General features: G+C 71.1%; 11 protein-coding genes. 6 read left to right on the top strand and 5 right to left on the bottom strand.

The genetic code is table 11. From position 1 onward, the window contains the following. Positions 1-139 precede the first annotated feature (139 nt). On the top strand, positions 140-1,501 hold the full coding sequence (locus HTV45_RS20900; RefSeq protein WP_251692484.1) for an LCP family protein: 1,362 nt from the start codon (positions 140-142) through the stop codon (positions 1,499-1,501). Between the two features lie 219 nt (positions 1,502-1,720). Here the strand turns inward: HTV45_RS20900 and HTV45_RS20895 are convergent, their stop codons facing one another. Further along, positions 1,721-2,278, bottom strand: a complete 558-nt coding sequence (locus tag HTV45_RS20895) for an acyl-CoA thioesterase (RefSeq protein ID WP_215207345.1) — start codon at positions 2,276-2,278, stop codon at positions 1,721-1,723. Between the two features lie 120 nt (positions 2,279-2,398). On the opposite strand from HTV45_RS20895, the gene HTV45_RS20890 reads away from it, so the two are divergent. After that, a complete protein-coding gene (locus HTV45_RS20890; RefSeq protein ID WP_215207344.1) occupies positions 2,399-3,682 on the top strand; it encodes an LCP family protein in 1,284 nt (427 codons plus the stop codon). A 20-nt stretch (positions 3,683-3,702) separates the two neighbouring features. Here the strand turns inward: HTV45_RS20890 and HTV45_RS20885 are convergent, their stop codons facing one another. Beyond that, positions 3,703-4,071, bottom strand: a complete 369-nt coding sequence (locus tag HTV45_RS20885; protein WP_215207343.1) for a four-helix bundle copper-binding protein — start codon at positions 4,069-4,071, stop codon at positions 3,703-3,705. A gap of 223 nt (positions 4,072-4,294) precedes the next feature. Here HTV45_RS20885 and HTV45_RS20880 point away from each other — a divergent pair, with 223 nt between their 5' ends. Next, positions 4,295-5,458, top strand: a complete 1,164-nt coding sequence (locus HTV45_RS20880) for a phosphatidylserine/phosphatidylglycerophosphate/cardiolipin synthase family protein (protein WP_215207342.1) — start codon at positions 4,295-4,297, stop codon at positions 5,456-5,458. A 144-nt stretch (positions 5,459-5,602) separates the two neighbouring features. On the opposite strand, the gene trxA is transcribed toward HTV45_RS20880, so the two are convergent. From trxA to HTV45_RS34865, 3 genes are all read right to left on the bottom strand, one after another. Next, the gene (gene trxA / locus HTV45_RS20875; protein ID WP_215207341.1) at positions 5,603-5,974 is read right to left on the bottom strand and encodes a thioredoxin; all 372 of its coding nucleotides are present in this window, start codon (positions 5,972-5,974) and stop codon (positions 5,603-5,605) included. A 110-nt stretch (positions 5,975-6,084) separates the two neighbouring features. Next, positions 6,085-7,683, bottom strand: a complete 1,599-nt coding sequence (locus HTV45_RS20870; RefSeq protein ID WP_215207340.1) for an MFS transporter — start codon at positions 7,681-7,683, stop codon at positions 6,085-6,087. Between the two features lie 113 nt (positions 7,684-7,796). Next, the gene (locus HTV45_RS34865) at positions 7,797-7,925 is read right to left on the bottom strand and encodes a hypothetical protein (RefSeq protein ID WP_285899668.1); all 129 of its coding nucleotides are present in this window, start codon (positions 7,923-7,925) and stop codon (positions 7,797-7,799) included. An 85-nt stretch (positions 7,926-8,010) separates the two neighbouring features. Between HTV45_RS34865 and HTV45_RS20865 the strand changes: the two genes are divergently transcribed. The 3 genes from HTV45_RS20865 (at position 8,011) to HTV45_RS20855 (ending at position 12,055) form a co-directional block, all read left to right on the top strand. Continuing rightward, the gene (locus tag HTV45_RS20865; protein WP_215207339.1) at positions 8,011-8,628 is read left to right on the top strand and encodes a helix-turn-helix domain-containing protein; all 618 of its coding nucleotides are present in this window, start codon (positions 8,011-8,013) and stop codon (positions 8,626-8,628) included. 113 nt (positions 8,629-8,741) lie between these two features. Further along, positions 8,742-9,590 (top strand): trans-aconitate 2-methyltransferase, encoded by an 849-nt coding sequence (locus HTV45_RS20860; protein ID WP_215207338.1) that lies wholly within the window; start codon positions 8,742-8,744, stop codon positions 9,588-9,590. Positions 9,591-9,838: 248 nt separating this feature from the next. Next, positions 9,839-12,055: an MMPL family transporter gene (locus HTV45_RS20855; protein WP_215207337.1), complete on the top strand. Its 2,217-nt coding sequence runs from the start codon at positions 9,839-9,841 to the stop codon at positions 12,053-12,055. Positions 12,056-12,522: the final 467 nt, after the last annotated feature.

Here is a 12,522-nt window from a genome sequence, read left to right as displayed (position 1 = left end):
ACGGCCGTCGTCCGGAGGTGCCCCCTTGCCCACGCCGCCGCGGTCTCCCCGGCCCCGCCCCGCGCCCCAGCGCCCCTCGCGGCAGTCACGCCCGGGCGCGCGCCCTTCCGCGCCCCCTCGCCGCAAGCCGCGCTGGTTCCTGCGCACGGTCACCACCCTGTCGGTCGTGGTGCTCGCCTGCGCCGGGATCGGGCACGCCGTGCTCAGCGGTCTCGACGAGGACATCGCCCGGGTCGACCCGTTCCGCGACATGAAGAACCGCCCCGAGGCCGGTCACGGCATGAACATCCTGCTCGTCGGCACGGACGGCCGCGAGAAGATCGGCAAGGAGGAGCAGGAGAAGTACCGGCTCGGCGGGACACCCTGCCACTGCACCGACACGATCATGATCGTGCACATCTCGGAGGACCGGGACCGCGCCAGCGTGGTCAGCCTGCCCCGCGACTCCTACGCCGAGACACCCCCGCACACCGACCGGCTGAGCGGGCGGCAGCACGAGGGGCACCCGGTCAAGCTCAACGCCGCGTACGCGGAGGGCGGGCCGCAGCTGACCGTGCGTACCGTCGAGAAGATGACCCGGGTGAAGATCGACCACTACCTCGAGGTCGACTTCACCAGCTTCATGAAGACCGTCGACGTGGTCGGCGGCGTCGAGATCTGCACCGACCGGCGGCTGAGGGACAGCCGGACCGGCCTCGACCTGGCGGCCGGACGGCACACCCTGGAGGGCGGCGAGGCCCTGCGGTACGTCCGCGCCCGGCATGTGGACGGCGCCTCCGACCTGAGCCGGATGAAACGCCAGCAGCACTTCATGGCGGCGCTGGTGGAACGCGCCACCTCCTCCGGCATCCTGCTGAACCCGATGAAATTCCGGGACGTGACCCGTGCGGTGCTCGGCTCGGTCCGCGCCGACAAGGGCTTCGGCACCGGCGAACTGCTGGACCTCGGCCGGGCGATGCGCAACTTCTCGCCGTCCTCCTCCGAGTTCACCACCGTGCCGATCGCGAAGATGGGCCACCTGGTGAAGGATGTCGGCTCGACCCTGAAGTGGGACGCCGAGAAGTCCGAGCGCGTCTTCGACGCGCTCCGCCGGGACCAGCCGCTCTCCGGGCACCGGTCACCCGGCGCGGCGCAGCGGGTGCCGGTGGATCCCCGGCAGATCCGGGTGCAGGTCGAGAACGGCACCGGCGCCGCGGGACTCGGCCGGCGGGTGGACGCGGCGCTGGCGGCCACCGGCTTCGATACGACCCGGGTGCCGGTCAACGCGGCCGAGCGGGACGTGGAACGCACGGTCGTCGCCTATGACCCCCGCTGGGACCGCTCCGCGAAGTCGCTGGCGGCGGCGCTGCCGGGCAGCGAGCTGCGGGCGGTGAAGGGGCAGGGGGCCGTGTTGAAGGTGATCGCGGGGGGTGATTTCGAGAAGGTGCGGAAGGTTCGTGCCGAGGATCCGGGTCAGGGGGAGCTCGGGGTGGTGCGGGGCGATGAGGTGAGCTGTTCCTGAGGGACTGTCCCGGGGCGGTGCGGCTCCGTCGCGGCCGGGGCCGGTGTCCCGCCGGCGGCGGGTGCGATGTGGGGATCCCGGCCCCCGCCGCCCCTTGCCTCCCCCGCTCTCGGCTTCTCCCCCAGGAGCGGGCATGAGCGGGGGGATCCCCGTCGCCCCTGGGGGCCGCTCCCCCCAGGGACGACTTGCGCAGGTCCCCGCGCCCCTGCCGCCCCCGGGTCAGTCGTCGAAGCCTTCGGCGGCTCGTTTCTCTCTCAGGTCCATGATGGCGCGGCGGCGGGAGAGCCGGTGGGTGCGGCGGATCTGGGCCTCCTGGTAGCGGCGCTTGTCCTGCTCGGTCTCCGGTATCACCGGTGGCACCCGGCGCGGCTTGCCGTCGGCGTCGACGGCCGCGAACACCAGGTACGCGGAGCCGACCTGGGTGGCCGGAGTGGACTCGTTCCAGCGCTCGGCCAGCACCCGCACCCCGACCTCCATCGAGGTCCGGCCGGTCCAGTTGACCTGGGCCTTCACATGGACCAGGTCACCCACGCGAACCGGCTCGAGGAAGGCCATCTCGTCCATGGAGGCGGTGACGGCCGGCCCTCCCGAGTGCCGGCCGGCGACGGCACCCGCGGCGTCGTCCACCAACTTCATGATCACTCCGCCGTGCACCGTACCGAGGAGGTTGGTGTCGCTGTGCGTCATGATGTGGCTGAGGGTCGTACGGGACGCCGCGATGGACTTGCCCGGTATGTCCGGACGCTCCGCTGCCGCGGCTGGGGCCTGGTCTGTCATGGACTCCACCTTATGCCGAGGTGGGGTCCGCCCCGGTTTGTGCCGGCTTCGCAACAGCACTGCTCTGATTTTCCGACGACTCTTGCATGGCGCACCGCCCGGACCTGCACACTGTCTCCCATGAATGATTGGCCCGAGGCACGGTCCGACAACAACCGCGGCAGTCGCTACGGACGCGGGAGCGGGAGCGCACAGCCCGAGAGCGCCCGTGTCATGCGGCAGGTGCGCCGCGGTCAGGCGGCCCCTGCCGGGCAGGCCGGGTACGGCGGAGTTCCGCAGCAGCCCTCGTACGTGGACGGCAGCGGCCACGGCGGCTTCGACAGCGGCTACAACACCGGCCAGGTCTACGGCTCGCCCGCCGGTGGCGGCCCCGGTGGCGGCGGTCCCGGTGGCGGTGAAGGCGCCTACGGCCCGCAGCGGCCCGCGCCCGACTGGCGGCGCCGTATCAAGTGGACGGCGATCACGGTCGTGACCGTGCTGGTCGTGACGACCGTCGGCACGTACTTCTGGGCCGACTCCAAGCTCAACCGCGAGGTCGACCTGTCGAAGGTGATCGAGCGGCCCGAGAAGGGCGAGGGCACCAACTACCTGATCGTCGGCTCCGACAGCCGTGAGGGCCTGTCCGACGAGGACAAGAAGAAGCTGCGCACCGGCTCCGCCGAGGGCAAGCGCACGGACTCGGTGATGATCCTGCACACCGGGGACAACGGCCCGACCCTGATATCGCTGCCCCGTGACTCGAACGTCGAGATCCCCTCCTTCAAGGGGTCCGAGTCGGGCAAGACCTACCCCGGGACCGGCCGGCAGGTGAAGCTCAACGCCGCGTATGCCGAGGACGGGCCCGAACTGCTGGTCCGTACGGTCGAGTTCAACACCGGACTGCACATCGACCACTACGTGGAGATCGGCTTCGCCGGCTTCGCGAACATCGTGGACGCGGTCGGCGGGGTGGAGATGGACATCCCGCGGGACATCAAGGACACCAAGTCCGGCGCCGACTTCAGGAAGGGCAAGCAGACCCTGAACGGCGAGGAGGCCCTCGCCTTCGTGCGCACCCGGTACGCGCTGCCCGGCTCCGACCTGGACCGCACGAAGAACCAGCAGAAGTTCCTCTCGGCCCTCGCCGGCCAGGTGGCCACCCCGGGCACGGTCCTCAACCCCTTCAAGCTGTACCCGACCATGGGTGCCGGCCTGGACTCCCTGATCGTCGACGAGGACATGGGCCTGTTCGACCTGGCCGACATGTTCTGGTCGATGAAGGGCGTCACCGGAGGCGAGGGCACCTCCATGAACATGCCGCTCGCGGGCAGCACCGGCGGCAACCTGCTGTGGGACAAGGCGAAGGTGAAGCAGCTGGTGAGCCAGCTGAACAAGGACGAGAAGGTCACCGTCAAGGGCAACTGACGACGGACACCCGGACACGGTCACATCGTGCTGCCGGCCATGGCACGGCACATCTCGGAGCAGCGGCGGCAGGACTCCGCGCAGCGCATCATCCGGTCGTCGTCCGGCATGGACATGCACGCCTCGGCGCACAGGTCGCAGGCCTGCGCGCACATCATGCACATCTCGTCCGCCAGCGGTGAGCGGCGCATCATCATGTCGGCGCACATGCGGGTCATCTCCGAACAGTCCATGAGCGCCCGCAGGATCGGCATCCGGGCCTGGCCGCCCGTCTGCAGACAGGAGCTCATGGTCTCCTCGCACACACCGTGGCAGGACATGCAGGCCTGGACGCAGTCCTGCATCTCCCTGCTCATCGGTTCCATCGTCGTGGGCTGCTGCTGGGTCATGGTTCCTCCCGGGGGGCGGCGGGCACCGACGGTCGGCCCCGCACCTCCGTCCTACGCCCCTCGCCCCATGACCACCACAGGACGCCAGCCGCCCCCGGCCCTCCCCCTCCGCGTGCCGCGCCTCCCTGCTTGAAAGCACCGGCAACGGCAACAAGAGAGAGGGCCCACGGGCCCGACCGGCGACGCCGTCGGGACCCGACGAGCACCACAGGGGAGAGGACGCATGACACCACAGGCGGAGAGAAAACGGCTGCGCAGACGGCTGGAACGGCTCCTCGGCATCGCCGCGACCGAGGGCAACGAACTCGTGCCGCTGCGCAACGGCGACCGGATCTTCCCCGAGATGCTGGCGGCGGTCCGCGCGGCGGAACACACCGTCGACATGATGACCTTCGTGTACTGGCGGGGCGACATCGCGCGGGAGTTCGCCGGCGCGCTGGCCGACCGGGCGCGCGCGGGAGTGCGCGTACGACTGCTGCTGGACGGATTCGGCGCCAAGGAGATCGAGCCGGATCTGCTGGACGCCATGGCGGAGGCCGGCGTCCAGGTGGCCTGGTTCCGCAAGCCGACGCGGCTGTCACCGATGCGGCAGAACCACCGCTGTCACCGCAAGGTGCTGGTCACCGACGAGCACACCGCGTTCACCGGGGGCGTCGGTATCGCCGAGGAGTGGTGCGGCGACGCCCGGAACCCGGGCGAGTGGCGCGACACCCATGTGCGGGTCAGGGGGCCCGCCGTGGACGGCATAGCCGCGGCCTTCGCCCAGAACTGGGCGGAGTGTCATGAGGACCTGTACGACGACCACGACCGCTTCACCCCCCAGGAGCAGCCCGGGACCGCCACGGTCCAGGTGGTGCGGGGCTCGGCGAGCTTCGGCTGGCAGGACATGCAGACGCTGCTGCGCGTGGTGATCACCTCCGCGCGGGAGCGCTTCCGGCTCTCCACGGCCTACTTCGCGCCCGACGCGTACTTCATCGGCCTGCTGGCCGACGCCGCCCGCCGGGGGGTGCGGGTGGAGATCCTGCTGCCCGGACCGCACACCGACCAGCGGGCCTGTCTGCTGGCCGGGCGGCAGTACTACCAGGCCCTGGCCGAAGCGGGCGTCGAGGTGCGGGAGTACCAGCCGACCATGCTCCACACGAAGATCATCACGGTGGACGGCGTCTGTTCCCTCATCGGCTCCAGCAACTTCAACCGCCGCTCGATGGAGCACGACGAGGAGGTCATGCTGGCCGTCCTCGACGAGGACTTCACCGCGTCGCTGGACGCCGACTTCGATGCCGACCGCGCGCTGAGCGAGCCCGTCGATCCGGCCCGCTGGAAGCGCCGCCCGCTGCCCGAGCGCCTCGCCGAAGCGGCGGTCACCCCGGTCCGGCGCTTCCTGTGAGCTGCTCCCGGCCCGGAGCCGGCCCGGAAGACCGTCCGTGACCTCCTCGTCCAGGAGCCTCGCCGGCCTCTTCGGCACGGAGAGCGCGAGGCACGCGGCCCGGCCCTGTGACGAGTCCTGCGGCCGGCGTGCCGCTTCCTTGCGCTACCTGTTCTTCCCGCCCTCCGCGGCGAGGGAAGCGCGTACCTGGTCCATGTCGAGGTCGCGGGCCTGGGCGAGAAGTCCGTCGAGGGCGGCTTCGGGCAGGGCGCCGGGCCGGCGGAAGACGGCGATCCTCTCGCGCACGATCATCAGGGTGGGGATGGACGTGATCTGGAAGGCCTGGGCGAGGTCGCGTTGTGAGGCGGTGTCGACCTTGCCGAAGACGATGTCCTCGTGTCTGGCGGAGACCGTTTCGAAGACCGGGCCGAACGTGCGGCAGGGACCGCACCATTCGGCCCAGAAATCGATCACCACGAAGTCGTTGTCGGAGATGACCTCGTCAAAGGATCGCGCGGTCAGTTCGATCGTGCTCATCTGCTGGTCCTCTTCCGGTTCGGAGGATCGACGGGGCCGTGGGGCCGGGGCCGGACAGCGCCGTGCCGGGCCCCGGAACCTCTTGTGACGGGTGCGCCCGCCGCTCCGGGTCAGCGGGCGGGGACGGCCTCGGCCTCGACGGCTTCCGCCTCGGTGGCCGGGGCGGGCGTGGCGTTCTTCGGTCCGCGCAGGGCGATGTAGACGAACAGGATGCCCATGACGGCCACGCCTGCCCACATGGCCTGCTGCCAGCCGTCGACGAAGGACTGCCGTGCGGCGTGCACGAGGTCCTGGGCATGGGAGCCCGCGCCGCCCGATGTCTCGAGGGCATGGGCGATGCCTTGGCGTGCGGTGTGCGCGCTGCCGGCCGGTACACCGTCGAGCCTGTCGTCGATGGCGTTGCGGTAGCCGGCCGAGACCAGGGCGCCGAGCAGGGCGACGCCGAGCGCGGTGCCGAACTCGCGGGTGACGTCGTTGAGCGCGGAGGCGACGCCCTGCTTCTCGCGCGGCAGCGACATGGTGATGGCCTCGGTGGACGGTGTCATCGCCAGGCCCATGCCGATACCCATGGCGAGCATGCCGGGCAGAATCGTCAGGTAGCCGCCGTCGGCGGAGACGAACAGGGCCATCAGCGCCAGACCGGCCGCGCCCAGGGCGATACCGGTGGCCATGGTCGGGCGGGAGCCGACGCGGGCGGCCATCCTGGGGGCCACGCCGGACATCACCATCATCATGACGGCCATGGGCATCAGCGCCAGGGTGGACAGCAGCCCGGACCAGCCCAGCACGGCCTGGAAGAACGGGAAGAGGACCACGGCGATACCGGCCTGGACGCCGAAGACCACGAGCAGTGTGAGGGAGCCGCCGGCCAGACCGCGCTCGCGGAACAGGCGCACGTCCAGGAGCGAGGCGTCGCGGCGGTGCAACTGCCAGGCGACGAAGGCCACGGTGGCGACGAGCCCGACGGCAAGGCTGACGAGCGTCACGGCGTCGGTCCAGCCGCGCTCGGGGCCTTCCTGCAGGACGAAGATGAGCCCGACCACGGCGACGACGGAGATCAGCGCGCCGACGGTGTCGAAGGAATGCGCGGAGCGCTCGCGGGAGTTGGGCACCGACTTCAGCGTCATCGCCAGCGCGCCGGCGGCCAGGACCACGGGCAGGACGAACATCCACCGCCAGTCCGCCACATCGATGAGCAGGGCGGACAGGAACATGCCGAGGATGCCGCCGCCACCGGCGACACCGGTCCACACGCCGATCGCCTTGCCTCGCTCCTCCTCCGGGAAGGTGGAGGTGATCACGGCCAGTGTGATCGGCATGATCACGGCCGCTCCGATGCCGGCGACCACACGTGAGGCCAGCATCACTTCGGCGTTCGGGGCGAAGCCGGCCACCGTGTTCGCGATGCCGAAGACGACGAGTCCGGTGATCAGCATGGGCTTGCGGCCCAGGCGATCACCGATCGCGCCGAGCGGCAGCAGCAGCGCCGCCAGGGTCAGGGTGTAGATGTTGATGATCCACAGAACGGTGCTCTGCGAGGCGTCGAACTCGACCGCGAGGTGGGTCTGCGCGACGTTCAGCCCGGTCACGGAGGCGATCACGGCCATCAGGGCGATGGAGACGGTGACCAGGATGCCGCGCAGCTGACGCGCGTCCGGCGCGCCTCCGCCTTCCTCGGCCGTCGCCTGGGGTGGGTGGTGCGTACTCATGGGTTCCTCTCGAAAGGGGCATGCGGACGGGGCGCCGGAACGGGGCCGGCCGCTCGGGTGGGACGGAGTGGACGACGGGCCCCGCGTGCCGGAGGCCCGGCCCGGCCTGACGTTCAGGCGGTCCTGGCGCCCTGGCCGGCGGCGAGGGCGGCGTCGGTGTCCGCCGTGGCCGGCGAAGCGTTGAGGTGCGAGCCGGCCAGGGCGGAGGCGCCTGGCCGCGTACGGGCGGTCGCGGTAGCCATGACGCGGTCCTTTCGTTCGTGCCGGCCCGCCGGTTCCGGGGCCTTCGCGTCCGAAACTAACCGCGGATTGCAAGAAGGGCATACAATGTTGCCCATGACGCAAGACAATGGTGATGTGGACAGCCTGGTACGCAAACGGATCCGCGCCCTGCGGGTGGCACAGGGATGGTCGCTCGAGGAACTGGCCAACCGGGCCAAGATCAGTCAGTCCTCACTGAGCCGCATCGAGAACGGCCAGCGCCGTCTGGCCCTCGACCAACTGGTCACCCTCGCCCGCGCCCTGGACACATCGCTGGACCAGCTCGTGGAGACGGCGTCCGACGATGTCGTCACCAGCCCGATGATCGACGGCGCCCACGGGCTCATGCGCTGGCCCGTCAAGGGAGACCCGGGCGTGAGCGTCGTGCGGCAGCGGATGACCGAGCCGCCGCCGGACAATCCCGCCCGGATGCGCGCCCACCCGGGACACGAATGGCTGGTCGTCCTCTCCGGCACCGCGGTCCTCATGCTGGGACACCGCCGCTTCCGCATCGAGACCAACCAGGCCGCGGAGTTCCCGACCATGCTGCCCCATGCCATCGGCGCCGAGGGCGGACCGTGCGAGATCCTGGGCATCTTCGACCGAGACGCCCGTCGCGGCCACCAGCGCGACGGCAAGGGCGAGCGCACCGGTGACGGCGACGGCGGCGTCTCCTGCGCGTGACCGACATCGATCCGGACGTACGGGTTTGCGTATCCGGCACGCCATGCGCCGACCTCTTTGCCTAGACCGGGATAGCGCACGCGATACGCGCATGCCGGTCCTACCGTGAGGTCATGAACCACGCGCCTCACCGCCCTCACCCCCAGCACGACACCGACGGCCAGGCGGACATCCTCGACCTGGACGCGGAAGTCCTGGCCGGGCACATGGCCGCCCTCACCCAGTGGCTGCCCGTCCGGACGCCCCCACGCGAGATCGTCGACCTCGGCTGCGGTACGGGTGCGGGCACCTTCGCCCTGCTCGACCGGTTCCCCGGCGCGCGGATACGGGCGGTCGACGCCTCTGCCGGCCACCTGCGGCGCTTGCGGGAGAAGAGCCGCGCCCTGGGCGTGGACGATCGGGTGCGCACGCTCCTGGCCGATCTGGACGAGAGCGACTGGCCGGACCTCGGCAGCCCGGACCTCGTGTGGGCGTCCGCATCGATGCACCACATGGCCGACCCGGACCAGGCGCTGCGCACCGTGCACGGCCTGCTCGCGCCGGGAGGGCTGTTCGCCGTCGTGGAACTGGCCGGCCCTCCGCGCTTCCTGCCCGCGGACGCCCCGAGGGAGCGGCCCGGCCTGGAGGAGCGCTGCCACGCCGCCGCCCAGCAGTTCCACGCCCACCACGTGCCCCACCGCGGGGCCGACTGGGGGCCCAAGCTGACTGCCGCCGGTTTCTCGCTCGACGGCGAACGCACCGTCACCGTCGACATCGCGGGGGCCGGCGACCCGGCGGTCGGCGCCTACGCCCTCGGCACCCTCCAGCGCCTGCGTCACAGAGCCGTCGACGCCCTGTCGACGTACGACGTCGCCGCCCTCGACCGGCTGCTCGACACCGACAGCCCGCACAGCATCCTGCGTCGCGACGACCTCACGGTGCGCACCGAGCGCACCGTCTGGGCCGCGCGTCGTCACGACTGACCGACTGGTCCCGGCCCCCGCAGACGCGTCACGGCCGAGACGAACACCGACCCAGTCGCGGCGGTACCGCCGCCGGCCGGGTCCAGCACAGGCCACATCATCCGCGGCCGCCCCGGGCCGGATGACCGGCCCCCTCCGCCCCCCACACACAGCCCCCAGCACACACAGCCCCCTGTGACGCACCGCTCTCGTCGTCGGGCTGCTTTCTCCTGCCCGTTTCGCACACGACCTGACCGGAGCACGTTCACATGGCCCTCTTCCTCTACAAGCTGGGACAGTTCGCCTTCAGGCGACGACGCCTCGTCGCCCTGCTGTGGGTGGCACTGTTCGCCCTCGCCGGGTTCGGCGCGGCCTCCGCGCCCCCCGCCGCTCCCAGCACCTTCTCCGTACCGGGTACGGAGGCGCAGCAGGCCTTCGACCTGCTCGACGAGCGCTTCCCCGGCGCCGGCGCCGACGGAGGCACCGCCCGCGTCGTCTTCAAGGCTCCCGAAGGCCAGAAGGTCACCGACCCGGCCAACAGGACGGCCATCGCCGACACCATCAAGGACCTGGGCACCGGCTCGAGCCAGGTCGCGTCCGTCGCCGACCCGTTCACGCCCCGCTCCGGCGCCGTCAGCACGGACGGCACGACCGCGTACGCCCAAGTGTCCTACGAGGTCAGCGCCATGGAGCTGACCGACCGCACCAAGGAGGCCCTGACACAGGCCGGCGAACACGCCCGGGCCGGCGGGCTCACGGTCGAGATCGGCGGAGACGCGCTCCAGGCCGAGCCCGAGCAGGGCATCGGCGAGGTCATCGGCATCGCCATCGCGGCCGTCGTCCTGGTCATCACATTCGGCTCCCTGATCGCCGCCGGCCTGCCGCTGCTCACCGCGGTCATCGGCGTCGGTACCGGCGTCTCGTCGATCACCGCCCTGGCCGGCGTGCTCGACCTGGGGACCAGCGCCTCGACCCTGGCCCTCATGATCGGCCTCGCGGTCGGCATCGACTACGCCCTGTTCATCGTCTCCCGCTACCGGGCGGAACTGGCCCAGGGGCGCCCACGGGAGGAAGCCGCCGGGCGCGCGGCCGGCACCGCGGGTTCGGCCGTCGTCTTCGCCGGGCTGACCGTCGTGATCGCTCTCGCGGGACTGGCGATCGTCAACATCCCCGTCCTGACCAAGATGGGCTTCGCGGCGGCCGGCACCGTGGTGATCGCCGTCCTGATCGCCCTGACCCTGGTGCCGGCACTCCTCGGCTTCGCCGGCGAGCGTGTCCTCGGACGCAGGGCGCGCAAGGCCGCCGCCCCGGACCGGAACGCGAACGTCACGGTGCCGGCCGCGGGGAGGGAGAACCTGGGCACCCGCTGGGCACGCTTCGTGCTGCGCCGCCCGGTCTGGGTCCTGCTCGTCGGCGTCATCGGCCTCGGTGCGACCGCTCTGCCCGCCTCCAGCCTGGAACTGGGTTTGCCCGACGACGGCTCCCAGCCCACCTCGACCACCCAGCGCCGCGCCTACGATCTGCTCTCCGACGGCTTCGGTCCCGGTTTCAACGGCCCGCTGCTCGTCGTCGTCGACGGGGACAAGGGCGCGGCAGACCGCACCATCGACGAGATCAGGGGCATGGAGGGGGTCGCCGCCGTCTCCGCCGCGCGGTCCGACAGGACCGGTGACACCTCGATGATCACCGTGGTGCCGAAGGACCGCCCGTCCTCGGTGGAGACCGAGGAACTGGTCCATGGGATCAGGCACGCGGGCGACGCCGTCAGGGCGGACACCGGCAGCCAGGTCCTGGTCACCGGCGCCACCGCCATGAACGTCGACTTCTCCCAAAAGATGAACGATGCCCTGCTGCCGTACCTGGCGCTCGTCGTCGGCCTCGCCTTCCTCCTCCTGACCGTGGTCTTCCGCTCCCTTCTGGTCCCGCTGAAGGCCGCTCTGGGCTTCCTGCTCTCCGTGGTCGCCGCGCTGGGTGCGGTCGTCGCCGTGTTCCAGTGGGGCCGGCTCGGCTCGCTCCTCGGCGTGGAACAGACCGGCCCGATCATGTCGATGATGCCGATCTTCATGATCGGCGTGGTCTTCGGCCTCGCCATGGACTACGAGGTCTTTCTCGTCACCCGCATGAGGGAGGCATACGTGCACGGCGAAGGCCCCGGACAGGCGATCCTCACGGGCTTCCGGCATGGCGCCCGCGTGGTCACCGCCGCCGCGGTGATCATGATCGCGGTGTTCTCCGGCTTCATCGGCTCCGGTGAACAGCTGGTCAAGATGATCGGCTTCGGACTGGCGATCGCCGTCTTCTTCGACGCGTTCGTCGTCCGGATGGCGATCGTGCCGGCCGTCCTCGCCCTGCTCGGCGGGAACGCATGGTGGCTTCCGGCGTGGCTGGACCGGCTCCTGCCCTCTGTCGACGTCGAGGGTGAACGGCTGAACACCGGGCCCGCCACCGAGGACCCGGACAAGGGCCGCGAGCTGATCAGGGCCTGAGCACCACCCCGGCCCCGGGTGAGCCGTCCGGTAGCGAGGCGGCCGACACCCGGCCCGCGCCGGCCACCGTGGGGACGGACCGGTGCGCGGAGTCAGGGCTCCGGCCACAGCGGCAACGCTGCGGCCGGAGCCCTCGGCCCATCTCGCACCGCATCTCGTACCGCACCGCACCACGCCATGCCACACCGCGCCACACCGCGCACACCGGGAAGCCCGCCGTGTCCGATCGCGCCGCGAGGTTCCCCGGACACGCGGGACCGGGGACGGGCCGGGTTCTGCACGGCTTGCGCCGGGGGCAGCCCACCCCTCACCCTCCTTGCTTTGTACGCAAGTAATGATGCCTTCTGGGCATTGCTGCTTTTGGATGGACCTCATAGCCGCACATAGCCGCACACCCCCACGTGCGGCACGGCCGCCTCGGGCGCAGACCCGCTGTGAGGCGTTCGGCGGCGGAGAGGAAAGGATCA

Origin of the sequence: Streptomyces sp. CHD11, assembly GCF_018638295.1 — a bacterium.
Classification (GTDB): domain Bacteria; phylum Actinomycetota; class Actinomycetes; order Streptomycetales; family Streptomycetaceae; genus Streptomyces.
The sequence above is the reverse complement of the archived record's forward strand: the minus strand, read 5'-3'. Positions and strand labels throughout refer to the sequence as shown.